The following is a 23,718-nucleotide window of genomic DNA, read 5'->3' as shown; positions in this document are numbered from 1 at the left end:
CGTTCCCACGGGACGGCCCGCCTTCCGCGTGTTCGGCTGGGACCGTGCAGCAGCTGCTCCCGGACCCCGTACGACGGCTCGCCGCCTGGTGCGCCGTGGTCCTGCTCGTCTCCGGGGTCGTCTACGTCGGGATCCGGCTCTGTGTGGAGTTCAAGACGGCCGTCACGCCCGTGCTGCTCGCGCTGCTCGGCACCGCGCTCCTCGGGCCGCTGTACCGGCGGCTGGTGAAGGCCGGGGTCAACCGGTCCGTGGCCGCGGCCATCACCTGTGTCGCGGTCGTCGCCGCGGTCGGCGGAGCCGTCTACATCGTCGTGGCCGCGCTGATCGACACCGGGGACCAGATCGTGTCCTCGCTCAAGGACGCGGCGAACTCCGTCGCCGACCACTTCGGGGCCGCCGGGACCTCGCTCGACGACGTCGCCTCCAACGCCAAGGAGCTGCTCACCAAGTTCGGCGGGACGGCGGCCTCCAACGTGATCAGCGGGGTCAGCGTCGTGGGTGAGGCGATCGCCATGGCCGTACTGGCGCTGCTGCTCGTCTTCTTCTTCCTGCGCGACTCGCACCTCGCCACCGGACTGCTGCGCTCGTTCGCCCCGCACGGCAGCGCCGACCTCGTCGAGGCCATGGCCCGCCGGGCCTTCGAGGGCGTCGAGGGCTTCATGCGCGGGACCACCGTGATCGCCCTCATCGACGCCACCTGCATCGGCATCGGCCTGCTCGTGCTGGACGTGCCCGGGGCGGTCGGCCTGGCCGCACTGGTCTTCCTCGGCGCGTACGTCCCCTACCTCGGCGCGTTCCTGTCCGGCGCGGTCGCCGTGCTGGTCGCGCTCGCCGACCGGGGCGCCGTCATCGCGCTGTGGGTCCTCGGGATCGTCGTCGCGGTGCAGGTCCTGGAGGGACACGTCCTGCAGCCGGTGATCCAGAGCCGGACCGTGCAGATGCACCCGGCGGTCGTGATGATCGCGATCACCGCCGGAGCCTCCGTGGCCGGCGTCCTCGGCATGCTGCTCGCGGTCCCGCTGACCGCCGCCGTCTTCGGCGTCGTCCACGAACTGCGGGCGCGCTACGGCACGGCGGACCCCGTCGCGGAGCCGTCGCCGTCGGACTCGTAGAGCTCGAACCAGATGCTCTTGCCCTCGCCCCTCGGGTCCACGCCCCAGGTCTCGGCGAGCAGCTCGATCAGCAGCAACCCGCGCCCGGAGGACGCCAGTTCACCGGGGTGCCGTTTGTGCGGGAGGTCGTCGCCGGCGTCCGTGACCTCGACCCGCATCCGCCGCTCACCGGGCTCGCCGGCCACCTCGGCGGTCAGCAGGGCGTCGGCGTCGGTGTGCACGAGGACGTTGGTGAGCATCTCGGAGACGAGCAGCACCGCGGAGTCGACCTGGTCGTCGTCGGTCCAGTCGTGGAGGAGTTCGCGCAGCTGCTGACGGGCCACCGCGATCCGCTCGGGCTCGGCCTGCGCGACCGTGAGGACCGTACGGCGGATCCTCGGCGCCTCGGTCACCGTGTCGCCGCAGCCGCAGTTCTCGCCCTCCCGGGACAGCAGGAGCACGGCGATGTCGTCCTCGCGGCGGTCGGCGAGGGGGCCGGTGGTGTGGTGCGAGGAGGGGCCGTGCACGGCCTGGACGAGCGCGTCGGCCAGTTCCTCCAGGTCGCCCTTGTGCTCCTCCAGGATGGTCCGGATGCGCTTCCAGCCCGTCTCCAGGTCGTGGCCGCCGGTCTCGATCAGCCCGTCGGTGCAGATCAGCATGGTCTCGCCGGGTTCCAGGGCGAGCGTGGTCGTCGGATAGTCGGCGTCCGGGTCGATGCCGAGCGGCAGTCCGCCGGCCGTGGGCCGCATCAGCACCGTCCCGTCCGCCATGCGTATCGCGGGGTCGGGATGGCCGGCCCGGGCGATCTCCAGGACGCCGGTCTCCGGGTCGGCCTCGACGTACAGGCAGGTCGCGAAGCGCGGGTCGGCCGTCTTGGGGTCGCCGTTGGTGATGCCGTGCAGGAAGCGGGAGGCGCGCGAGAGCACGGCGTCCGGGCGGTGCCCCTCGGAGGCGTAGGCGCGCAGGGCGATGCGGAGCTGGCCCATCAGCCCGGCGGCGCGCACGTCGTGCCCCTGTACGTCGCCGATGACGAGCGCGATCCGCCCTCCCCCAGAGGGGGGACCCCCAGGCAGCGGGATCATGTCGTACCAGTCGCCGCCGACCTGGAGGCCGCCGCCGGTCGGTATGTAACGGGCGGCGACGCTCATGCCCGGGATCTCCGGGCCCAGCGTGGGAAGCATCGAGCGCTGGAGTCCGTCGGTCAGCTCCCGCTCGGACTCGGCGACACCGGCCCGGGACAGGGCCTGGGCGAGCATCCGGGCGACCGTGGTGAGCACGGACCGCTCGTCCGGTGTGAAGGCGACGGGGTAGGTGAAGCCGGCCATCCAGGCGCCCATGGTGCGCCCGGCGACGGTCAGCGGCAGGAACGCCCAGGACTGCCGGTGGAAGCGCTGGGCGAGCGGCCAGGTGACCGGGTAGCGCTCCTTGTACTGCTCGGGCGTGGACAGATAGACGGCACGGCCGGTCCGGACGACCTCGGCGGCCGGGTAGTCGGTCACGAGGGACATGTGCGAGAACGGGTCCTCGTCGCCGGGCTGATGGCCGTGGTGCCCGATGATCGTGAGCCGGTCGCCCGACACCCCGAACACGGCGAGGCCGTCCGGTGAGAATCCCGGCATCGACAGGCCCGCCGCGACCCGCAGCACCTCCGCCGTGGACCGCGCCTCCGCGAGCGCCCGGCCCGCGTCCAGCAGGAACGCCTCGCGGGACCGCCGCCAGTCACCGGTGACCGCCGTCCGCCCGGCGGGTGTGCCCGGCGTGGGCTCGGTGACCTCCTGGAGGGTGCCGATCAGCTCGAAGGACCGGCTCTCGGGGTCGTAGGACGGCTTGGAACGGCTGCGGACGGTACGGATCACCCGGCCCCGGACGTCCATGATCCGGATCCGGACCTCGGCGAGGGTGCCCTCGGCGACGGCCAGGCCGACGACCCCGGCGATCTCGTTCCAGTCGACGGGGTGAAGTCGCGCCCGGGTCTGGGCCTCCGTGAGGGTGGTCGGCTCGGCGGGCAGCCCGAGCAGCCGTGCGGCCTCGGCGTCCACCGTGACCAGGCCCGAGGCGGTGTCCCAATGCCACAGACCGGTCGCGAGGGCGGCGAGTACCTCCCCCACGGCGGGCAGGGGCTCACCAGTGCGCATTGCCCCACTCTAAGAAGAGGAGATCGGTAAGTGCCACCGATGGGGTCCGGGGTTAATGGTGGGGAGGCGATCTATGGGTGGCCGGTACCCTTGGGACGTCCGGGCTCCGGCCCTGGACGTTTCACGTGAAACACTCCCCGATCCGCGAAGGCTGGATGAACGACGATGCATCGGTACAGGTCCCACACCTGCGGCGAGCTCCGCTCCTCTGACGTCGGTACCGACGTCCGGCTGAGTGGCTGGCTGCACAATCGGCGCGACCTGGGCGGCATCCTCTTCATCGATCTGCGCGATCACTACGGCATCACGCAGCTCGTCGCCCGCCCCGGCACGCCCGCGTACGAGGCCCTCGACAAGGTCACCAAGGAGTCGACGGTCCGCGTCGACGGCAAGGTGGTCTCCCGGGGCACGGACAACGTGAACCCGGACCTGCCCACCGGTGAGATCGAGGTCGAGGTCGGCGAGGTCGAGCTGCTCGGCGCCGCCGCCCCGCTCCCCTTCACGATCAACACCGAGGACGGGGTCAACGAGGAGCGGCGCCTGGAGTACCGCTTCCTGGACCTGCGCCGCGAGCGCATGCACCGCAACATCATGCTGCGGTCCTCGGTGATCGCCTCGATCCGCTCGAAGATGGTCGCCCTCGGCTTCAACGAGATGGCCACCCCGATCCTCTCCGCGACCTCCCCCGAGGGCGCGCGCGACTTCGTGGTCCCGTCCCGCCTGAACCCGGGCAAGTTCTACGCCCTCCCGCAGGCGCCCCAGCAGTTCAAGCAGCTGCTGATGATCTCCGGCTTCGACCGCTACTTCCAGATCGCGCCCTGCTTCCGCGACGAGGACGCCCGCGCGGACCGCTCGCCGGGCGAGTTCTACCAGCTCGACGTCGAGATGAGCTTCGTCGAGCAGGAAGACGTCTTCCAGCCGATCGAGAAGCTCATGACCGAGCTGTTCACGGAGTTCGGCGGCGGCCAGGAGGTCACCTCGCCCTTCCCGCGCATCCCGTTCCGCGAGTCGATGCTGAAGTACGGCTCCGACAAGCCGGACCTGCGCGCCAAGCTCGAACTCACCGACATCACCGACATCTTCGAGGGCTCCGAGTTCAAGGCCTTCGCCGGCAAGCACGTGCGCGCGCTCGCGGTGCCGGACGTCTCGGCCCAACCCCGCAAGTTCTTCGACCAGCTCGGCGACTTCGCGGTCACCCTCGGCGCGAAGGGCCTGGCCTGGGTCCGCGTGACCGAGGACGGCTCGCTGACCGGCCCGATCGCGAAGTTCCTGACGGAGGAGAACGTCGCGGAGCTCACGAAGCGCCTGTCGCTGGCCGCCGGCCACGCGGTCTTCTTCGGCGCGGGCGAGTTCGAAGAGGTCTCGAAGATCATGGGCGCGGTCCGCGTCGAGGCGGCCAAGCGTGCCGGCCACTTCGAGGAAGGCGTCTTCCGCTTCTGCTGGATCGTCGACTTCCCGATGTACGAGAAGGACGAGGAGACCGGGAAGATCGACTTCTCGCACAACCCGTTCTCGATGCCCCAGGGCGGTCTGGAGGCCCTGGAGACCCAGGACCCGCTGGACATCCTGGGCTGGCAGTACGACATCGTCTGCAACGGCGTCGAGCTCTCCTCCGGCGCGATCCGGAACCACGAGCCCGACATCATGCTCAAGGCCTTCGAGATCGCGGGCTACGACCGTGAGACCGTCGAGGAGCAGTTCGCCGGCATGCTGCGCGCGTTCCGCTTCGGCGCCCCGCCGCACGGCGGGATCGCCCCCGGCGTCGACCGCATCGTGATGCTGCTCGCGGAGGAGCCGAACATCCGCGAGACGATCTCCTTCCCGCTCAACGGCAACGCCCAGGACCTGATGATGGGCGCGCCGACGGAGCTGGACGAGACGCGACTGCGGGAGCTGCACCTTTCGGTGCGGAAGCCGCAGCCGAAGTAGTAGGCATTTGGCGGGAGTTGGGGCTCGGAACCGGGATCGGTTTCGAGCCCTTTCGCCTGCCTACGGGATTCACAGCGCATTCTCATGTTCATGTCATGTTTCTTACCTCTACCTTCCGGGCCATGACGGATTCCCAAGTACCGGAAGACAGAGGACAGTTGGCGCGCCGTACGGTCCTGGTGGCCGGGGGCGTGGCGGTGACGGCGGTGGGCGCTGCCGGAGCCCTCACGGCGAACGCCTCGGCGGCGCCGGAGGAGGCTCCCCAGGACGCCTGCTACACGCTCACCTCGGAGCTGGTCGAGGGCCCGTACTACATCGACGCCGACAAGATCCGCCGTGATGTGACGGAGGACCAGGAGGGCATCCCGCTCACCCTGGCCCTGAAGGTGATCGACGCCGACACGTGCAGACCGCTGCGGAACGCGGCCGTGGACATCTGGCACTGCAACGCGACCGGCGTCTACTCCGGCTACGAGGCGGGCGGGGGCGGCGGCCCGGCCCCCACGGGGGCGCCGCCGTCGGGCACCCCGACCGACACTCCGACCGGCACCCCGACGGGCGGCCCGCCGCCCGGTGGCGGCGGAGGCCACCAGGAACCGACCGACGACGACCGCTTCCTGCGCGGCACCTGGCACACGGACCGGCACGGCCAGGTCACCTTCAAGACGGTGTTCCCCGGCTGGTACCAGGGCCGCTGTGTCCACATCCACGTCAAGGTCCATGTCGACGGCGAGTGGACGGACGCGGGCTACGAGGGCGGCCACACCTGCCACACGGGCCAGCTCTTCTTCGACGAGAAGTCGGTCCTCGCGACGGCGGTCCTGGAACCCTACGTCTCCAACACGGCGACCCGCACGACCCTCACCGAGGACGGCATCTACCCGCAGAACGGCCACGAGGGCGGCCTGCTCTACCTCAAGTACGACCGACGCCACATCGGCCGGGGCGTACACGCGCGTCTGACGCTGGCGGTGGACCCGGACGAGACGAACGACGGGGAGGGCGGCGGAGGCGGACCGGCCCCATCGACTTCGGCGTCGCCGTCGCCGTCGGCCACGACGGGCTGACGACTGGGCTACGACGACAACACCGGCCTCGTACGCCCCACACGCCACCCCACCATGGAAACCTCGCAGCGGACACACAGGAATATCGATGTGCCTGCACAGAGGCAGGGCGTGTCATGGACGTACGAGGCCGGAACCGCCCGGCCCGTGGACCGTGAAGGCCGGGAGGAAGCGATGGGATACGTCGTACTCGCAATGCTGTTGACAGCCGGGGCGGCGTTCGCCGTCGTCGCGCAGCGCCGCTCCCACCGGCCGCGGGCCCTGTCCGACCTGGACGCCGAGGTCGAGGCCAGCGGCTGGGTACTGCGGCTCGGCGCGAGCCTGTCCGTCCCCGAGGCGAGGCTCTGGGCGGGCGCGGGCGAAACGGCGACGCGCGCGCTGACGGCCGCCGCGGAATGCCACCGGGCGGCCGGCGCCCAACTGTCCGCGGCCCACAAGGCGGATGAATACGCGCGGGCGACACAGGTGGCCAAGGAAGGGCTTGCCCATATCGCTACGGCCCGTGCGGCACTGGGAGCGGTCGTAGCGGTGTGAGAGGAACCGGTCAGTTACGGCGCTGCCACCAGCGGCGTCTGCGGGGCGGGGTTTCGGAGGTGGCCGCCAGGGTCTCGGAATCGAGGGCGTCCAGGGCCCGCCGTACGGCATCGAACGTGGCCACGGGGTGGTGGCCGAAGTCGCGACCGTCGGGCGGCAGCGCGACTCCCACGCAGACCAGTTTGAAGCTGTCGCCGCTGAGGAGGACGGACATGAACACCGGGGCACCCAGGCACCCTTGGGGAAGTCTGCCGCCCCAGCGGATGGTTCCGTCGCCCGCGCGGGCGACCTTGCCGACCACCACGGCCTGATTACGGGCGCCGTCGTCCGGACCGACGTCATGACCGAGAACGTACGCCACGACGGGTTCGGCGCCGATCCGTGCGATGTCCTCGTCGCGGGCGGCGATGCCGTCGGTTATCTCGTCGGTGTTCCAGCGCCAGCCCTTGCGGTCGGCGTAGGTGTGCAGCCCGGCAGAGGGCATCATCGCGACGCCCAGGTCGCCCAGGTGGGTCCAGCCCTCGGCGAAGTCGGTGAGGATGAGTTTCTCGGCGCTCGGGGCAGGGTCGCACAGGGTCGGCCGTATGGTCACCTCGGCGAACTCGACCCCCCGGGTGGGTTCCCCGGCCGTCACGAGGTACTGCCGGACCACGTCACCGTCCGGAGTGCTCTCCACGAGTTCGTTGAACCAGAAGAGCGTCGCGTGACTCCCCTCCCGACAGGCGGCCTCCTGGAAGGGCAACGTCGCACCACCGACACGTCCGACGATGGCGTCGACGGTGGCTTCGTGAAGGCTGGGGAGTTCGGGCATGGGGTGGAGCCTATGCGCCCGACCGGGATTGATCAGACCTGGTCCGCGCTGTCCTCGACGAACAGCTCTTCCGCGGTGGAGGCGGTCAGGGAACGGTCGAACCAGAGGGTGAGGGTGTCGAGGTCGGTGCAGGAGGTGATGCGGTCACGGATGTCTTCGGGGACGGGGATTCCGCGCTTCTCCAGCACGCGCAGGATGAACGAGGCGCCCTCCTCGGCCCTGCCCTCCGTTTTGCCTTCGGCCTTGCCCTCCAGGTACCTCTCCTCGTAGATCGTCCCGTGGCCCGGGAAGTGGGTGATGACGTTCGACATCAGCTCTCTCTATTTCTCCTTGGCCGGAGTGTTCTCCAGGCCGACTTCCAGAACCTCGAACCAGTACGCCGTGGTGTCCGGATCGAACGACAGGAGGCCACGAACCATCGCTTCCAGTATGGCGGGCGCCCTGCGGTCATCGCTATGAACCATCGCCGAGAGCACTGCCAGCGCCGGTTGCCGGGTTACCGTCGACTCGTCGGTGATCACCGGGACAGTGCCCGGTCCCAGCACGAACGGGCGTGTGACCTGGGTCGACCACCGACCGACGGCGCACTCGAAGGGACCGGCTGCCCACTTCGCCGTCAACCGGTCCCGGCATACGGCCACCAGCAGCACCGGCATGTCGTACTTCGCGCTGAGGTGGGCCGCGTAGTAGGCCCAGCTCTTCGCCTTGTCCGGGTCCTTCTTGGTCTGGGACTCGATGGCGAGCAGGAAGCTCTCGCCCATGGCGGGCTCGAACTTGAGCACCGTGTCCACGCGGCGCTCCAGGGGCCGGATTTCGGTCGCGTCGGGTGTGATCGAGCCGAAGTCCGACTTCGCGGGCGGCGGGATGCCCAGGGATTCGAAGACGAGGGTGAGGGCCTCCGGATGCTCCTGGAAGAGCCGGTGGGTCGCCTCGTGGGTTGATGTGACCATGTGCGCAACCTGGGTGGATCAAGGACGGGGATGTCCGGTCGAATGGGTGACGTTCACTCTTTCGATGGGCGAAGGAACGTTCAGGCCGCCGTGGCCAGTTCGCACCAGACGTACTTGCCCTTGCTGCCGTTCGTGGACAGCGGCTGCCGGCCCCAGAGGTCGGCGCATGTCTTGACCAGGGCCAGGCCTCGGCCGTCTTCCAGGTCCAGGTGATGGGCCAACTCCCTTGGTGGTTCCGGGGGTTCGGGGTCCGTGTCCCAGGCGCCGAGGCGGAGGGTGCCGGGTTTCCAGGTGATCCGGAGGATCGCGGGGCCTTTCGTGTGGCGTACGGCGTTGGAGATCGGCTCGGTTGCCAGGAGTTCGGCGGTGTCGACGAGGCCGATCAGGCCGTGCATCGTCAGGATCAGGCGGAGGGTGCGGCGGCTGACGGTGACGGCGCGGAGGTCGTGGGGGATGGTGAGGGTGTATTCCCAGGGTGCGGCTGGTTCTTCGGGTTCGGGCATGCGTGAACCCCTGGTCAGGGAGGGGGAGTTGCGGGTCTGCGGGCGGTGGCTTGTCGCGGCCGGCATGGCATGGCGGGGCGGTGCGCTTCCGGGGTCCCGGTGTTCCGCAGGGTGTGCGGCGCGTCACTGACGGTAGGGCTAAATATTTGGCGCCCGCAAGTCGTTCGAGTAATCTGACACCCGATTGGGGACCTTCAACCCCGTTCGAAGCTTGGACAGTTGGGGACTTGGAGCCGTATGCCAGCCAGGATTCAGCCGACTGCTCGCCAACTGCGACTCGGCGCTGAGCTGAGGAAACTGCGTGAGACGGCCGGCCTGTCGTCCCGAGAGGCGGCGGGGTTGCTGAGTGTGGCCCCGGCTCAGATGAGTCAGTTCGAGGCGGGCAACGCGGGTATCACCGGCGAGCGAGTGCGCAGGCTCGCTGCTCACTATGCCTGCACCGACACGGAGTTGATCGAGGCTCTGGCGGGGATGGCCATGGACCGGACGCGAGGATGGTGGGAGCGGTACCGGGGTGTGTTGCCCCCACCTTTCCTGGACTTGGCGGAACTGGAGCATCACGCCACGTTCATCCAGGAGATCGCCACCGCGCATGTTCCCGGTGTGCTTCAGACCGAGGACTACGCCCGAGCCGTATTCGCCTACTGGCGTCCGGATCTTCCGGAGAGCGAGCTGGAGCCGAGGGTAGAACATCGCGGGTGTCGGCGGGTGGCGCTCACGCGAGAAGGGGCGGTCCCGTACACGGCGGTTCTGCATGAGTCTGTGCTGCGCACACGTGTTGCCGACCGCCGGGTGGCTCGGGCTCAGCTCGACGAAGTCCTGCGCTTGACGGAGCGTTCCAATGTCACGGTCCGCGTGATTCCTTTCGACGTGGATGGGTTCGGCGGGGCGAGCACCGCACTGATCTACGCGGGCGGCCCCGTCCCGGCGCTGGACACCGTCCACAGGGACATGCCGTACGGCTCAGCCTTCGTTGATGCCGCTGCCCAACTCGCTTCGATGCGAACGCTCTTCCGTAGGGTGGAGGGGGCTTCGCTGGACCCGAATCGGTCCACGGAGTTCATCCACCGCCTGCTGAAGGAGCTGTGAGTCGTGACCGAGTGGCAGAAGTCGTCGTTCTCTGGTGGCGCTGACGGCAACTCGTGCGTGGAACTCGCCTGTGGTGACGTCTCGTTGCTGCTCCGCGAGAGCGATGACCCCACCCGAATACTTGCCCTCACGTCGGCCGGTCTGGCTGGGCTCCTGCGCCATCTCGGAGCCGACCCGCGATAGCGAAGGAGTTGTAGGCGTGATCCAGTGGCAGAAGTCCACGTACTCCGGTGGCGCGGCGGGCAATGAGTGTGTGGAACTTGCCTGTAGCGAACGTGAGTTGCTGCTCCGCGAGAGCGACTACCCCACCCGAATACTCCCCCTCACATCGACCGGGCTCGCCGGACTCCTGCGCCACCTCGGAGCCGACCCGCGATAGCGCAAGGGGCTGGAAGACGTGATCCAGTGGCAGAAGTCGACCCTCTCCAGCGGCTCGGATGGTTCCTCGTGCGTGGAACTTGCCTATAGCGAAGGCGAGTTGCTCCCCCGCGAAAGCGACGACCCCACCCGAACACTCCCGGTCACCGCACGCGGGCTCGCCGCCCTCCTCCGTCGTCTGCACGGGCGGCAGCACACCGCCCTTTATAAAGCGTGACACTCTCCCGTAAAGCGACACACTTTCTCAGGTGCCCCCTGGGATGGGCACTCCCCGCCCCGAAATTCTTCACAACCGCGGCAACCTTTTTTGATCCCCACGGCAACTGAGGAGTCGTAACCCCTCGCCGCACCAAAGGACTCCCCCGTGGCCACGCCTTCTGCCTCGCACCGCCGCTCCCTCCGCAAGCGCCGCACCGTCGTCGTCACCGCTGCCGTAGCCGCCGCAGGCATCGGTGCCGGGTTCCTCGTGCTGAACGCGAACGCCGCCGGCACCAGCGTCGACCTGTACCACCAGACCCTCGCCGCCAAGGACGGCTGGGCCTCGTCCGGGACCGGTACCAAGGGCGGCGCGAAGGCCGATGCCGCGCACACCTTCACCGTCAGCACCCGCGCGCAGCTCGTGAAGGCGCTGGGGTCGGTCAGTGACACCACGCCCCGGATCGTGAAGATCAAGGGCACGATCGACGCCAACACCGACGGCTCCGGCAAGAAGCTGACCTGCGCGGACTACTCCTCCGGCACGGGCTACTCGCTGTCCGCCTACCTCAAGGCCTTCAACCCCTCCACCTACGGCCGCTCAAAGCTGCCCTCCGGCACGCAGGAGAAGGCGCGGGCCGCCGCCCAGGCCAAGCAGGCGAAGAACGTCATCTTCCGGGTGCCCGCGAACACGACCGTCGTGGGCGTGCCCGGTACCCACGCCGGGATCACCGGCGGCATGCTGCAGATCCAGAAGGTGGACAACGTCATCGTCCGCAACCTGACCTTCGCCGCCACCCAGGACTGCTTCCCGCAGTGGGACCCGACGGACGGAGACAGCGGGAACTGGAACTCGCAGTACGACGCCGTGACGCTGCGCGGTGCCACGCATGTCTGGGCCGACCACAACACGTTCACCGACGCGCCGGGGCTCGACACCTCCGACCCGACGTACTACGGGCGCCAGTACCAGATCCACGACGGCGACCTCGACATCACCAAGGGCTCGGACCTGGTGACCGTCGAGCGCAACCAGTTCACCAACCACGACAAGACGATGCTGATCGGCAGCAGCGACTCCGACAGCGTCGGCAAGCTGCGCGTCTCCATCCACCACAACGTGTGGAAGGGCATCGTGCAGCGGGCGCCGCTGGCCCGGATCGGGCAGATCCACATCTACAACAACTACTACGACACCACGAACCTCAACGGGTACGACCTCCTGTACAGCGTCAACTCGCGGGCCAAGGCCCAGGTCGTCGCCGAGGACAACTACTGGAAGACGTCCGCGAGTCAGAAGCTCAGCAAGCTGTTCAGCGGTGACGGGACGGGCTCGATCGCGGGCAGCGGCAACCTCGTCAACGGCACGGCGACCAACCTCGTCGCCGCCTACAACGCCGCCAACTCCAAGAAGCTGAAGACCACCGTGAACTGGACCCCGACCCTCAAGGCCGGGCTGGAGACCTCCGCGAAGAACCTGCCGACGGAGCTCGCCACCACGACCGGGGCCGGGGTGCTCAAGTAGCGGTCGCGCTCCTGAGCCGCAACTACCCTGCTGGCGTGAGGAAGTTGCGGCTCAGCTGTCGTACGTGCCGTCCCACGGTGGTCCGAAGGCGTGCCGGTCCGGGTACAGCTCGGCCCAGCTGCCGTCCTCGTCCTCCTCGATCAGGAGGCCGAACAGGACGCCGTCCACGGTGCGTTGGAAGGGGCGGACGGCGATGTCGGTGTAGCTGCGGCGGGGGAGGGCGCGGAGCAGTTTCGCCAGGTGGATGCGGGCCTGGGAGAGGACCGAGTCGTCACCGTGCGGGGCGCGCTGCTGCTCGGCCCAGGTGCCGGCGCACCAGATCTCCGAGTCGCGGTAACGGCCCGCGGCGTCGAAGGTGTGGAGCACCGTGTAGAGACGTTTCTGCTCTTCCCAGCCGTCGCCGGGACGGAAACCCTGGGGAAACGCGTAGGTGACCGACGCCAGGAACTGACCGTCCGCGTAGCGGCCGACGGCCCCGCTGCGCTGATTCGGGTCGTAGGCGATCGGGATGACCTCGGGGACTGCCATGGCGGCACCTTACGGGTTGGCGCGAACACGTCTGCGTCGGGGTCCGTCACCGAGCCCGTGTGACCTCGCTGAGCCGACCCGGGGTCAATGGTGGCACCGAGATGGCATGCGCCGCACCAGCCCGCAGTCCCTCAAGGCTGTACAGAGTCCTCCGTACGGTCCTCGAGGCGCGGGAAGAGAACCGCGCCCTTCGTCACCGGGGAGCCGGGCGGAAGCGCGCCCCAGGCCGAGGCGTCCCGGATCCGCTGGTCGGCCAGGGGCCCGAGGGTCGTCGCCGCGCCCAGGGAGTCCCACAGCCGTTCCGACGACTCCGGCATGACCGGTTCGAGGAGGATCGCGATCGCGCGGAGGGAGTCGGCCGCCGTGTAGAGGATCGTCGCCAGGCGGTCGCGGGCCTCGGGGGAGTCGGACTTGGCGACCTTCCAGGGTTCCTGGTCGGTCAGATAGCCGTTGACCTGCTTGACGAAGTCGAGGACGGCCAGGATGCCGCCCTGGAAGTCGAGTTGGTCGCCGATACGGCGGTCCGCCTCCGAAGTCGCCGTCAGCAGCGCCGACTTGAGTGAGCGCTCGGCCTCGGCCTCCTCCCCCGGCGCGGGCAGCGCGCCGTCGAAGTACCTGGTCGTCATCGCGGTCACCCGGGACGCCAAGTTGCCGTAGCCGTTGGCGAGTTCGCTGGTGTAGCGGGCGGTGAAGTCCTCCCAGGAGAAGGAGCCGTCCTGGCCGAAGGCGATCGCGCGCAGGAAGTACCAGCGGTAGGCGTCCACGCCGAAGTGCGCGGTCAGGGACTGCGGGCTGATGCCGGTCAGGTTCGACTTGGACATCTTCTCGCCGCCGACCATCAGCCAGCCGTGCCCGAAAACCCGCCCGGGAAGAGGCAGGTCATTGGCCATGAGCATCGCCGGCCAGATCACGGCGTGGAAGCGGAGGATGTCCTTGCCGACCAGATGGACGTCGGCCGGGAAGGTGGCCCCGAACTCCGCCGGGTTCTCGTTGTAGCCCACGGCCGTCGCGTAGTTGAGGAGCGCGTCGACCCAGACGTAGATCACGTGCGAGGGGTCCCAGGGGACCTTGACGCCCCAGTCGAAGGTCGAGCGGGAGATCGACAGGTCCTGGAGGCCCTGGCGGACGAAGTTCACCACCTCGTTGCGGGCCGAGGCGGGCTGGATGAAGTCCGGGTGGGCTTCGTAGTGGGCGAGGAGACGGTCGCCGTACTCGCTCAGCTTGAAGAAGTAGTTCTCCTCCTTGAGGAGTTCCACCGGTCGCCGGTGGATGGCGCACAACAGGGTCCCACTGCCGCCCTCCGCCTCGACCAGCTCACCCGGGAGCTTGTACTCCTCGCAGTAGACGCAGTACGGGCCCTCGTAACCGCCCTTGTAGATCTCGCCCTTGTCGTGCAGGTCCTGCACGAACTCTTGGACGCGGTCGGTGTGCCGGCGCTCCGTGGTGCGGATGAAGTCGTCGTTGGAGATGGCGAGATGGTCCCAGAGCGGTTTCCAGGACTCCTCGACCAGACGGTCCGCCCACTCCTGCGGGGAGACGCCGTTCGCCTCCGCCGTGCGCAGGATCTTCTGGCCGTGCTCGTCCGTGCCGGTGAGGAACCAGACGTCCTCACCCCGCCGGCGGTGCCAGCGGGCGAGGACGTCGGCGGCGACGGTGGTGTAGGCGTGGCCGAGGTGCGGGGCGTCGTTGACGTAGTAGATGGGGGTGGTGACGTAGTAGTACGTCATCGGGTCACCCCTGGTCCCCGCCGAACCGCTCCTTGTACATCTCCAGGTCCTCCTCCGTGAGCTTCGCGAAGAGCACCGGGGGGACGGTGAAGGGGGTGCCGGCCGGGACGGTGGTGAGCGACTTCGCTTCGTCCGACGACACCCAGGTCGCCGTGTCGTCCTTGAGCTGGAACGCCTGGCGCATCGCCGCCGAGGAGGACGGGATGAAGGGTTCCGAGACCACCGCGTAGAGGTGGATCAGGTTCATCGCCGTGCGCAGCGTGAGGGCCGCGGCCTCCGGGTCGGTCTTGATCTCCAGCCAGGGGGCCTTCTCCTCCAGGTAGGAGTTGCCCGCCGACCACAGGGCGCGCAGCGCCGCCGCGGCCTTGCGGAACTGGAGGGCCTCCATCTGGGTCTCGTACTCGGCCAGCAGGCCCGCGATCTCCTCGCCGAGCTTCGCCTCCGCCGGGCCCGCCTCGGTGCCCGCCGGGACCTCTTCGCCGAAGCGCTTCTTCGAGAAGGACAGGACGCGGTTGACGAAGTTGCCGAGGGTGTCCGCCAGGTCCTTGTTCACCGTGGCGGTGAAGTGCTCCCAGGTGAAGGAGGAGTCGTCGGACTCGGGGGCGTTGGCGATCAGGAAGTAGCGCCAGTAGTCGGCCGGGAGAATGCTGAGCGCCTGGTCGGTGAAGACGCCCCGCTTCTGGGACGTGGAGAACTTCCCGCCGTAGTACGTCAGCCAGTTGAAGGCCTTGACGTAGTCGACCTTCTTCCACGGCTCGCGGATGCCGAGCTCGGTGGCCGGGAACATCACCGTGTGGAACGGGACGTTGTCCTTGGCCATGAACTCCGTGTAGCGGACCGGGTTCTCGCCCTGGTCGGACTCGTACCACCAGGACTTCCAGTCCCTGTTCTCCGGGTCCTGGTCCGACCACTCCTTCGTCGCGCCGATGTACTCGATCGGGGCGTCGAACCAGACGTAGAAGACCTTGCCCTCCGCCGCCAGCTCCGGCCAGGTGTCGGCCGGGACCGGGACGCCCCAGTCCAGGTCGCGGGTGATCGCGCGGTCGTGCAGGCCCTCGGTGAGCCACTTGCGGGCGATGGAGGAGGCGAGCTGCGGCCACTCCTCCTCGTGCGCCGCGACCCACTCCTCGACCTCGTGCTGGAGCTTCGACTGGAGGAGGAAGAGGTGCTTGGTCTCGCGCACCTCCAGGTCCGTCGAGCCGGAGATCGCCGAGCGGGGGTTGATCAGGTCGGTCGGGTCCAGGACGCGGGTGCAGTTCTCGCACTGGTCGCCGCGGGCCTTGTCGTAGCCGCAGTGGGGGCAGGTGCCCTCGACATAGCGGTCCGGGAGGAAACGGCCGTCCGTTGGCGAGTAGACCTGGCGGATCGCGCGCTCTTCGATGAAGCCGTTCTCGTTCAGGCGGCGGGCGAAGTGCTGCGTGATCTCGCGGTTCTGCGGGGAGGAGCTGCGGCCGAAGTAGTCGAAGGCCAGCGCGAAGCCGTCGTAGACCGCCTTCTGCGCGTCGTGCGCCTGCGCGCAGAACTCGGCCACGGGGAGGCCCTGCTCCTTCGCGGCCAGCTCGGCCGGGGTGCCGTGCTCGTCCGTCGCGCAGATGTAGAGGACGTCGTGGCCGCGCTGGCGGAGGTAACGGGAGTAGACGTCCGCCGGGAGCATGGACCCCACCATGTTGCCCAGGTGCTTGATCCCGTTGATGTACGGAAGGGCGCTGGTGATGAGGTGTCGAGCCATCGGGGGGCTGCTCCCAGGTCGGTGTGTTGCTGTTGTTGCGAACCTTGAAATCGTAGCCGACATGGGTGTGCCGCCCGCCTCCCGTTTTACGGGGTGGGAAGCGGGCGGCACGTTGTCCTACGGCTGTGCGGTTACGGGCGCCAGTCGATCAGTACGCCGTCGTAGAGCTCCGCGTCCGTGAGCTCGAGGGGGGTCGGGCCCGCGTGGAAGAAGGCCGTGTTGTCGGTCTTCAGCTTGCGGAGGTAGTCGAAGGCCTTGTTCTCGTGGTCGCCGAACGCGACGAACGAGAAGAAGACGGAGGCATGCGACTTGGCCGCGTCCGTGAGGGACTGGGTGGCCGGGGTCTTCGCGTCCGGGGCGCCGTCCGTCTGGAACACGACCAGGGCGGGGGTGCCGGGGGTGGCGTTCGCGTCGTAGTGCGCGAGTACGGCTTCTACGGCGGCGTGGTAGCTGGTACGGCCCATGCGGCCGAGGCCAGCGTGGGCCTCGTCGATCGCGTTCTCGGGGGAGGTGGGGGTCAGGTCCGTGGTGCCGTCCACTTCGGTGGAGAAGAAGACGACGTGGACGGAGGGGGTGGGGTCCGGGTCCAGGTGGGTCGCGAGGGCGAGGGTCTGGTCGGCGAGGGCCTGGGCGGAACCGTCCTTGTAGTACGGGCGCATGCTCGCGGAGCGGTCGAGGACGAGGTAGGTCTTCGCCCGGGTACCGGTGAGGGTGGCCTTGGCGAGGGCTGCGGCGGCGGAGTCGCTGCCCACGGCCTCGGCTACGCCTTCGGCCTCGACAGTGTTCCCACCCGCACCGCCCGTGACGGATTCGTTGTCGGGTGCGGGTGGCCCCTGTGGGGCGGACTCGCCGTCGGCGGCTGCGGCCGCGACGAGCGCGGGGGTGGGCTCGGTGGCCGGTTCGGGGGTGCTTTCGGCTGCGGGCTCGGGGGTGGGGGTGGGGGTGGGGGTGGGGGTGGGTTCGGCGACGGTTTCGGCGGTGGCCTCCGGCTGAGGCTCCGCCTCTGCCTCCGGCGCGGCTTCCGCCTCCGGCTCGGTTACCGCTTCCGCGACCGGCTCGACGACCGGCTCGGGCTCGGGCTCCGGGTCGGCCTCGGAGACCGGCTCGGTCTCGGGGGCGGCGGCTTCCGCGGTGGGCTCCGCCTTGGGCTCGGGGTCCACGGCGGGCTCGGCCTCCGGCTCTGGCGCGGTTTCCGCGACGGACTCGGCCTCAGGCTCGGTGACCGGTTCCGCCTCGGGCTCCGGCGTCACCTCGGCCGTAGCCTCGGCTTCTTCCGCCTTCGGCTCGACGGCCGGCTCGGTCTCCGTGACCGGCTCCGCCGCAGGCTCCGGGCTCGCTTCGGCCGTAGGCTCAGCTTCCTCTGCCTTCGGCTCGACGAGGGGCTCGGCTTCCGACTCCGCGACCGGCTCGACGACCGGCTCTGGCGCGGTTTCCGCGACGGGCTCGGCCTCAGGCTCGGTGACCGGCTCCACCTCGGGCTCCGCCGTCACCTCGGCCCCAGCCTCGGCCGTCGCCGACACTCCCGTCCCCTCCGTCGACACCGTCGGCTTCGGGACCGTCACGTTGTCGAAGGCCAGGGCCACGAGTTCGTGTTCGTCGTCCTCCAGGGTGGAGGACGGGCGGGGTTCCGGGACCTGGGCGACTGCCGTGGGGGCCGGGGTGGTGAGGTCGGGTTCTGTGGACGGGGACGGGACCTTGGCGTCCGGTTCCCGGGGGGTCTGCTGTTCCTGCGAAGGAGTGCGTTCCGCGCTCTCTGCTTCCGCGGCACGCTCCTTGCGTGACCTGCCGAACGCATTCCGCAGGAGAGTGAGAATGCCCATGTGCGCAACCCTTCGCGTGAGTTGAAGCCGTCAATCCCTGGCCAGGACGGACACGTAAGGTTAGCGGCCCCGGATGGCGATCTTAGGCAGGGTCGACGCGCGTGGGACGCGTTCTGTCAACACCCCCTGTTTCGGCCACCACTTCGCTCACCCGTTCACCTGCCCGTTCGCCGGACGGCGGGCGGTGTCAGTGGGTCCCCCTACCGTGCCTTCCATGACACACGTGACGCACCGCACGTACCGCACCCACTGGATACACGGCCCGCTCGCCGGTCCTGAGGATGTCAACGTCGTCTTCTTCCGGGGGATGTCGTTGGACGCGCTCACACGCGGGCTTCTCGCCATGCGGCACATCCCGCTCGCCTACGCCAAGGGCGCCGAAGGCGAATGGGGGCTGGTCATGCATGACATGTTCGGCTGGGACGAGGACGACTACGACCGCCCCGACTACCGGCCGTTGTGCCGGGACGGCGGTGAACTCGCCGTCTTCACCACGGAACCCTGCGTCGCCAAGGCGCACGGCCCCGACTTCGACTACTATCGCGCCGGGCGCTACGTCTGCGGGATCAGTTTCGAGAACCCGTCCGGCGGCGTCGGGGAACAGCCCGATCTGCTGGCACCGGCCCTCACCGCCGCACGGCTGATCGGGCCGCACGCGGAACTCGACCCGTACGACAACGAGGAACGGACCGTCCGGGCGATCTCGGCCTTCTTCTCCCTGCCCGACCCCGACTTCTCCCTGACCTGACCGACAGCTAACTGACCTGGCCGACAGCCAACTGACCTGGCCGCAGCGGGGTGCCCTCAGTGCGGCGACGCGATCGCCCGCGCCGCCGCCACCTCCTGCCGCAGCGGCTCCAGCACACTGCCCGCCGGCCCCGTCAGAGCCGTACGGACCTCCACCAGTACCTCCGACTCGCGCACCCCCTCCGACAACTCACGGAGCTGGAGCGCCACTTGGGTCACCTCGGCGGAGGACGGAGGCGGTGCCCCGTGTTTCACCCGCACCCGCGCCGCCGTCGTCGCGTCGACGATGCGCTCCACGGCGACGACGAGAGGCAGCCAGCCGGCGGCGAGGCGGCCGGTGGGCGGGGGTTCGGTGAGGGCGCGTTGGAACTCCGTGCGGATGACGGACAGGTCGCGGTAGAGACGGCGCCGCATCCGGGCCCGGGAGGCCGCATCGACCTCGGTGCCGGCCCCGGAAGAGCCAGGAGTTCCGAACGCCGACTCCACATAGCGCGCGGTGTCCGCCACCGCCTCAGCCAACCGGTCCCCCACCCGCGTGTGCCAGCTCTCCGGCCAGAGCAGATAGCCCGCGATCAGCGCGATACCGCAGCCGATCAACGAGTCCACCAGTCGGGGCAGGAGCAGTGCCGTGCCCTGGTGGTTCAGGATGTCCGAGAGGAGCAGGATCACCGGGGTGATCGCCATCGTCTGGTAGCCGTAGCCCCGGGGGGTGAGGGCGGGGATGAGCGGGGCCAGGAGGAGCAGGACCAGTACGTCCCACCAGCCCCTCGGTACCGCCGACAGCACCGCCGCCGCGATCACCAGTCCCGCCACCGTGCCGAGCGCGCGCAGCAGCGCCCGGGAGAAGACCGAGCCGAAGTCGGGCTTGAGGACGAAGGTGATCGTCAGGGCGATCCAGTACGAGCGCGGGACCGGGACCGTCGAGACCAAGACCTGTGCGAGGCCGATGCAGAGGGCCAGGCGCAGGCCGTAGCGCCAGGATCCGGAGGAGAGAAGGACGTTGCGGGCCGCCCTCGCCGCCCGGATGCGGAGGGCCGCCGGGCGGCCCAGGCGGTCGTCGATGCCCCGGGGGTCGATGTCGGGGGCGGTGACGACCTCGGCCGCGTGGCGCAGGGCGTGGTCGATCGCGCGGGTCGTCTCGCTGGTGGGGGCGGAGAGGTCGAGCCCTATCGGGCCGGTGTAGCCCGTCTCGACGGCGTGGGCGAGATTGCGGACCGCGTCGCGGATCCCCGGAGGGAGGGGGCGGCCCGACTGGTGGACCGCGGGGGCCGCCTCGACGACCGGTGTGATCGCGTTCAACTGGGCGAGCAGGCGGGTGAGTTCGGGGTTGCGGCCGTGGTGGCGGGCGCGCCGGGCGAGGACCAGGTCGTAGGACTGGTTGAGGGACTGGGTGACGGCCCGGCGGGCCGCGTCGTAGCCCGCTGTCGGGTCGTCGCCGCAGGTGGCGAGGAGGTCGGCGACGGTGCGGTAGGTGTTCGCGACCGCCGTCCGTTCCGGGACGCCGGAGCGCAACGGCCAGGCGAGGAGGGCCAGGAGGAGGACGAGGAGGCCGCCGCCGGACATCAGGAGGGGGGCCAGCCACCACGCGCCGGGGAGCGGGAGGCCCGCGCCGATCACCGAGTTGAGGAGCAGCAGCAGGCCCGATACGGAGGCCACCGCGCCGATCGTCGAGATCATCCCGGAGGCGAGCGCGATGAGGGTCAGGGCGGTGACCGCCAGCCAGCCGTGGCCGTAGACCGCCGCGCCGAGCGTGACGCCGATGGCGCCGAAGAGCTGGGGGATCGCGATGTTGAGGATGCGCATGCGGTAGGCGTCGGCGGTGTCGCCGATCACGCCGGAGAGGGCGCCCATGGAGGCAAGGGCGCCGTAGGCGGTGTGTCCGGTGGCGAGGCCGAGGGCGAGGGGGAGGGACATCGCGACGGCGGCGCGGGCGATCGCCGGGCGGTTGAGGGGGGCCTGCTGGGGTTGGAGGTTCCTCACCAGCCAGTCGGGGGGTGTGAGGCTGATGGGGAACTCGCGGGACATGCGCCCATTATGGGCAGCCCTCCACGTCATTCGTGCTGGTGGAGCGCGATGTCCACCAGCAGCGCGCGGTGGTCGGTGTCGGCGAGGTCGACGAAGCGGGCGCTGTTCGCGGAGAAGTCCGGGGAGAGGAGGACGTGGTCGATCTGGGTGCCGAGGGTGGGGAGCAGGCGCTCGGGCCAGCTGGGGGTGCGGGGGTGTCCGGCGAGGCGGGCCGCGTCACGGAGGCCGGTGTCGAGGATGCGGCGGAACGCTGCATGGTCCTGGGAGGAGTTGAAGTCTCCGGCCAGGACGGTGGGGGTGGTCGGGTCGGCTGCGGCGAAGGCGCGCAGCCTGCCCAACTCGCGGCGCCACAGGCCTACCTGGTTCGGCAACGGGGGCATGGGGTGGGCGAGTTGGAGGCGGACGGCGTGGCCGTCGACGTCCGCGACCGCGCCGGGCATGCCCATCGTGCCGGTGACGCCCTTCGTGCCCTTGAGGGGGAAGCGGCTGAGGATGATTGAGCCGTGCGAGCCGGCCGCCACCACGGCCTGCCGGTAGGGGAGTTGAGTGCCGAAGTCCCGGCGCAGGGTGGCCTGGCAGGTGTACTCGCACTCCTCCACGAACACCACGTCCGGCCGCTCCCGCCGGATCACCGGCACCAGAGATCCGGTCCCCCGTCCGAACTCGACGTTCGAGGTCAGGACGCGAAACTCGGCGATCGCGGGTCCGCCCGGTTCACCGCTCTTACCGTACGGCTCGATGAACCACGCCAGCAGCCCGAGCAGCGCCACTCCCCACACCAGCCCGAGCCGCCACCGGGAGAGCAGGGCGAGGAGCAGTCCAAGGCCGGTCGGGGCCAGCAACCACGGGAGGAACGCGAGGAGTTGGGGGATGGGCGTGATCGCGTCGGTGTCGGCGGTACGGCAGCCGACGACCACGCTCACGGCCGCGAACAGCAGGCCCGCGCACCAGACCGTGAAGTGCCGGCCCCGGTGGCGTTCCGGTACGAAGTCGGCGGCGGTCCACTCGGAGGTCACGGTGCCCACGTGATGACCTTCCGCCGGTGGACGCAGATGCCGGATGCCCGAATCATCCCACGCGTGCCGGGAACTCCCCCGGGAATCAGGAATCGGCGGTCATGCCTGGACCCGGGTCGGCTGCTGCGCCCGGTCCGCCGCGGGTGCGCGCCGGCGTCGTACGAACTCCCGTACCGGACGCACGTATCGGGTGAGCCAGGCCGTCGCGGCGACCGTGAGGCCGAGGCCGAGGAGCAGCCAGGCGACCGTGCGCAGGGTCGAGGTGAGGGCGTCGTAGATCGCGCCGCCCGCCGCCTGGGAGACCTCGGCGGGAAGGTCGGCGACCGTGAGCTGGCGGCCGATCGCGAGGGCGAGGCCGAGCAGGGCGCCGCCGAGGGCCGTGCCGAGCGCGGTCGCGGTGATCGCGCGGCGGCGGCGCACGGCGACGGCGATGCCGGTGACCGCGAAGGCGGCGGCGGTGACGGGGAGCCAGAAGCCGGCGACCTCGAGCACGTGGAACTCCTCCCGGAGCGGGCCCAGTTCACCGGCCGGGAGGACCGCGACCTCGGTGTGCTGGACGGGGATGCGGTCCGCCAACGGCACGTGCTCGTGGGCGAGTCGGTGTTTGACCTGGGCGGTGACCGGGGCGAGGTCGACGGTGACGGCGCTGCTGCGCTGCTCGTCGCGCAGGGCGTGCAGGACGGCGTCGTGGGTGGCGCGGTTGCCCTCGTCCCAGGCCAGCCGGAAGGCCTCGGTCTTGGTGAACGAGCGCACCGCGTCGTGCACGAAGGGGGCCATCGTGCCGCGCATCCCGCCCACCGTGCCGCGCATCCCCTCCACATGGATCCCGCGCATGATGCCCGCGCCGACGGTGTCCGCGACGACGTCCCGTACGGCGGGGTCGGTTGCGAGGGGCGCCATCGCCGTGACGTAGCTGCCGGAGTCCGTCAGCTCGTACGCCGCCCAGGCCGCCAGCGCGCCGAAGGGCGTCAGGAAGCAGGAGAGGGCGACGAGTACGGCCGACAGGGCGCTCCGGAGACGTGGGGGCACCTCCCCAGGACACGCGTGGGGCGTGCGGTACGCGAGCCGGGTGACCGTAATTTCCTGCATCCGGGTGCGATGTCAAGCCGAACGGGTGCCCTGACCTCGGAACCCTTGGCGGAACTGGCCGTTCCGCTCTCAGGTGGAGGGTTGACCCGAACGGGTGTTTCCTGGAACCGGGGAGAAGGAGGCCGAACATGCGCACCACTCCGGCCCTGCGGACTCTGGCCGCGGCCCTGCTCACCGGTGGCACACTCGCCGTCGCGGCGGCGGGCACCACGGCGGCGGCAGCACCGACCACGTACGCCGAAGGACATGGCGGTGGCGGCGGTGGCGGCAGTCCGATCTGGGGCACCATCGTCTCCCGCACGGATCTGAACGTGCGGCAGTCGCCCACCACACACTCACCCGCCGTCGACTCGCTCTCACCGGGCAGCCAGGACCGCGTCCAATGCGTGGTCAGGGGACAGAGCGTCAACGGGAACTCCGACTGGTACTGGCTCGTCGGCGCACAGGGCTGGGCCAGCGCCGCGTTCGTCGACACCGGCGGCCAGTGGGTGCCGTCCTGCTCGGACCCGTGTCCGGGCTGGAAGGACGGCGGCGGCAACGGCAACAGCTCGAACTGGACCTGGAACAACGACCCCAACTGGACCGACAACTCCAACTCGTGGAGCACCTCGGCCTCCGGGTCGTGGAGCGTCTCGGGCTCGTGGAGCTGGAGCGCGTCCGGGTCGTCGAGCGGCGGCGGCATCTGGAACTGGGCGCCGTAGCAGTCGCAGGAAGCGGGCAAGCCGTGGGGGGGGGGGGGCCCCCCCCCCCCCCGCGGCCCCCCCCCCCCGCGGGGGGGGGCGAGGGGGGGGGGGCCCCCCCCCCCCCGGCGAAGCGGGAGAAGGTCTCAC

At 69.9% G+C, this 23,718-nt stretch carries 23 protein-coding genes and 1 pseudogene; 12 read left to right on the top strand and 12 right to left on the bottom strand.

Translation table 11 applies throughout. From position 1 onward, the window contains the following. The first annotated feature begins 44 nt into the window (after nt 1-44). The gene (locus ACFXC1_RS26040) at nt 45-1,112 is read left to right on the top strand and encodes an AI-2E family transporter (RefSeq protein ID WP_381246283.1); all 1,068 of its coding nucleotides are present in this window, start codon (nt 45-47) and stop codon (nt 1,110-1,112) included. Here ACFXC1_RS26040 and ACFXC1_RS26035 read toward each other — a convergent pair. Further along, nucleotides 1,064-3,226 carry an ATP-binding SpoIIE family protein phosphatase gene (locus ACFXC1_RS26035; protein ID WP_381246280.1) on the bottom strand — a complete coding sequence of 721 codons (2,163 nt, stop codon included), beginning with the start codon at nt 3,224-3,226 and terminating at the stop codon, nt 1,064-1,066. The genes ACFXC1_RS26040 and ACFXC1_RS26035 overlap by 49 nt on opposite strands. Nucleotides 3,227-3,391: 165 nt before the next feature. On the opposite strand from ACFXC1_RS26035, the gene aspS reads away from it, so the two are divergent. The 3 genes from aspS (at nt 3,392) to ACFXC1_RS26020 (ending at nt 6,756) form a co-directional block, all read left to right on the top strand. After that, entirely contained in the window at nt 3,392-5,155 is a 1,764-nt protein-coding gene (gene aspS / locus ACFXC1_RS26030; RefSeq protein WP_381246277.1) for an aspartate--tRNA ligase, read from the top strand. Nucleotides 5,156-5,277: 122 nt separating this feature from the next. Next, the gene (locus ACFXC1_RS26025) at nt 5,278-6,222 is read left to right on the top strand and encodes an intradiol ring-cleavage dioxygenase (protein WP_381246274.1); all 945 of its coding nucleotides are present in this window, start codon (nt 5,278-5,280) and stop codon (nt 6,220-6,222) included. Nucleotides 6,223-6,312: 90 nt separating this feature from the next. Further along, nucleotides 6,313-6,756: a hypothetical protein gene (locus tag ACFXC1_RS26020; protein ID WP_381246272.1), complete on the top strand. Its 444-nt coding sequence runs from the start codon at nt 6,313-6,315 to the stop codon at nt 6,754-6,756. Between the two features lie 10 nt (nt 6,757-6,766). On the opposite strand, the gene ACFXC1_RS26015 is transcribed toward ACFXC1_RS26020, so the two are convergent. The 4 genes from ACFXC1_RS26015 to ACFXC1_RS26000 all read right to left on the bottom strand — a co-directional run bounded on the left by ACFXC1_RS26015 (nt 6,767) and on the right by ACFXC1_RS26000 (nt 9,020). Next, complete coding sequence (locus ACFXC1_RS26015; protein ID WP_381246269.1) at nt 6,767-7,567, bottom strand: hypothetical protein; 801 nt, start codon at nt 7,565-7,567, stop codon at nt 6,767-6,769. A gap of 32 nt (nt 7,568-7,599) precedes the next feature. Beyond that, nucleotides 7,600-7,878 carry an RpnC/YadD family protein gene (locus tag ACFXC1_RS26010; protein ID WP_381246266.1) on the bottom strand — a complete coding sequence of 93 codons (279 nt, stop codon included), beginning with the start codon at nt 7,876-7,878 and terminating at the stop codon, nt 7,600-7,602. A gap of 9 nt (nt 7,879-7,887) precedes the next feature. Continuing rightward, nucleotides 7,888-8,517, bottom strand: coding sequence for a hypothetical protein (locus ACFXC1_RS26005; RefSeq protein ID WP_381246263.1), 630 nt, complete (start codon nt 8,515-8,517; stop codon nt 7,888-7,890). A gap of 80 nt (nt 8,518-8,597) precedes the next feature. After that, a complete protein-coding gene (locus tag ACFXC1_RS26000) occupies nt 8,598-9,020 on the bottom strand; it encodes an ATP-binding protein (RefSeq protein ID WP_381246260.1) in 423 nt (140 codons plus the stop codon). Between the two features lie 237 nt (nt 9,021-9,257). Here ACFXC1_RS26000 and ACFXC1_RS25995 point away from each other — a divergent pair. From ACFXC1_RS25995 to ACFXC1_RS25970, 6 genes and pseudogenes are all read left to right on the top strand, one after another. Beyond that, nucleotides 9,258-9,461, top strand: a pseudogene (locus ACFXC1_RS25995) (helix-turn-helix domain-containing protein); the annotation flags it as partial. 99 nt (nt 9,462-9,560) lie between these two features. Continuing rightward, the gene (locus ACFXC1_RS25990) at nt 9,561-10,109 is read left to right on the top strand and encodes a DUF5753 domain-containing protein (RefSeq protein WP_381246926.1); all 549 of its coding nucleotides are present in this window, start codon (nt 9,561-9,563) and stop codon (nt 10,107-10,109) included. 3 nt (nt 10,110-10,112) lie between these two features. Beyond that, the gene (locus ACFXC1_RS25985) at nt 10,113-10,292 is read left to right on the top strand and encodes a DUF397 domain-containing protein (RefSeq protein WP_381246257.1); all 180 of its coding nucleotides are present in this window, start codon (nt 10,113-10,115) and stop codon (nt 10,290-10,292) included. Nucleotides 10,293-10,308: 16 nt separating this feature from the next. Beyond that, nucleotides 10,309-10,488, top strand: a complete 180-nt coding sequence (locus ACFXC1_RS25980) for a DUF397 domain-containing protein (RefSeq protein WP_381246255.1) — start codon at nt 10,309-10,311, stop codon at nt 10,486-10,488. A gap of 18 nt (nt 10,489-10,506) precedes the next feature. Continuing rightward, on the top strand, nt 10,507-10,704 hold the full coding sequence (locus ACFXC1_RS25975) for a DUF397 domain-containing protein (protein WP_381246252.1): 198 nt from the start codon (nt 10,507-10,509) through the stop codon (nt 10,702-10,704). 147 nt (nt 10,705-10,851) lie between these two features. Further along, nucleotides 10,852-12,207 carry a pectate lyase family protein gene (locus ACFXC1_RS25970; RefSeq protein ID WP_381246249.1) on the top strand — a complete coding sequence of 452 codons (1,356 nt, stop codon included), beginning with the start codon at nt 10,852-10,854 and terminating at the stop codon, nt 12,205-12,207. Between the two features lie 51 nt (nt 12,208-12,258). Here the strand turns inward: ACFXC1_RS25970 and ACFXC1_RS25965 are convergent, their stop codons facing one another. The 4 genes from ACFXC1_RS25965 to ACFXC1_RS25950 all read right to left on the bottom strand — a co-directional run bounded on the left by ACFXC1_RS25965 (nt 12,259) and on the right by ACFXC1_RS25950 (nt 18,011). Next, entirely contained in the window at nt 12,259-12,735 is a 477-nt protein-coding gene (locus ACFXC1_RS25965) for a hypothetical protein (protein WP_019073464.1), read from the bottom strand. A gap of 131 nt (nt 12,736-12,866) precedes the next feature. Continuing rightward, the gene (metG, locus tag ACFXC1_RS25960; RefSeq protein ID WP_381246246.1) at nt 12,867-14,462 is read right to left on the bottom strand and encodes a methionine--tRNA ligase; all 1,596 of its coding nucleotides are present in this window, start codon (nt 14,460-14,462) and stop codon (nt 12,867-12,869) included. Between the two features lie 4 nt (nt 14,463-14,466). Beyond that, the gene (gene metG / locus ACFXC1_RS25955; RefSeq protein ID WP_381246244.1) at nt 14,467-16,191 is read right to left on the bottom strand and encodes a methionine--tRNA ligase; all 1,725 of its coding nucleotides are present in this window, start codon (nt 16,189-16,191) and stop codon (nt 14,467-14,469) included. 131 nt (nt 16,192-16,322) lie between these two features. Then, nucleotides 16,323-18,011, bottom strand: coding sequence for a VWA domain-containing protein (locus ACFXC1_RS25950; RefSeq protein WP_381246242.1), 1,689 nt, complete (start codon nt 18,009-18,011; stop codon nt 16,323-16,325). A gap of 214 nt (nt 18,012-18,225) precedes the next feature. Between ACFXC1_RS25950 and ACFXC1_RS25945 the strand changes: the two genes are divergently transcribed. Continuing rightward, entirely contained in the window at nt 18,226-18,759 is a 534-nt protein-coding gene (locus ACFXC1_RS25945; protein ID WP_381246241.1) for a hypothetical protein, read from the top strand. Between the two features lie 56 nt (nt 18,760-18,815). Here ACFXC1_RS25945 and ACFXC1_RS25940 read toward each other — a convergent pair whose 3' ends face one another. The 3 genes from ACFXC1_RS25940 to ACFXC1_RS25930 form a co-directional block, all read right to left on the bottom strand. Next, on the bottom strand, nt 18,816-20,783 hold the full coding sequence (locus ACFXC1_RS25940) for an FUSC family protein (RefSeq protein ID WP_381246239.1): 1,968 nt from the start codon (nt 20,781-20,783) through the stop codon (nt 18,816-18,818). Between the two features lie 26 nt (nt 20,784-20,809). Further along, nucleotides 20,810-21,808 carry an endonuclease/exonuclease/phosphatase family protein gene (locus ACFXC1_RS25935; protein ID WP_381246238.1) on the bottom strand — a complete coding sequence of 333 codons (999 nt, stop codon included), beginning with the start codon at nt 21,806-21,808 and terminating at the stop codon, nt 20,810-20,812. Between the two features lie 90 nt (nt 21,809-21,898). Further along, entirely contained in the window at nt 21,899-22,828 is a 930-nt protein-coding gene (locus ACFXC1_RS25930) for a hypothetical protein (RefSeq protein WP_381246237.1), read from the bottom strand. 188 nt (nt 22,829-23,016) lie between these two features. Between ACFXC1_RS25930 and ACFXC1_RS25925 the strand changes: the two genes are divergently transcribed. Then, the gene (locus ACFXC1_RS25925) at nt 23,017-23,589 is read left to right on the top strand and encodes an SH3 domain-containing protein (RefSeq protein ID WP_381246236.1); all 573 of its coding nucleotides are present in this window, start codon (nt 23,017-23,019) and stop codon (nt 23,587-23,589) included. Nucleotides 23,590-23,718 lie beyond the last annotated feature (129 nt).

This window comes from Streptomyces hokutonensis (genome assembly GCF_042751305.1).
In the GTDB taxonomy this organism is placed as follows: Bacteria; Actinomycetota; Actinomycetes; order Streptomycetales; family Streptomycetaceae; genus Streptomyces; species Streptomyces hokutonensis_A.
Note: the sequence above shows the minus strand (reverse complement) of the source record. Positions and strands in the feature narration are given on the sequence as shown.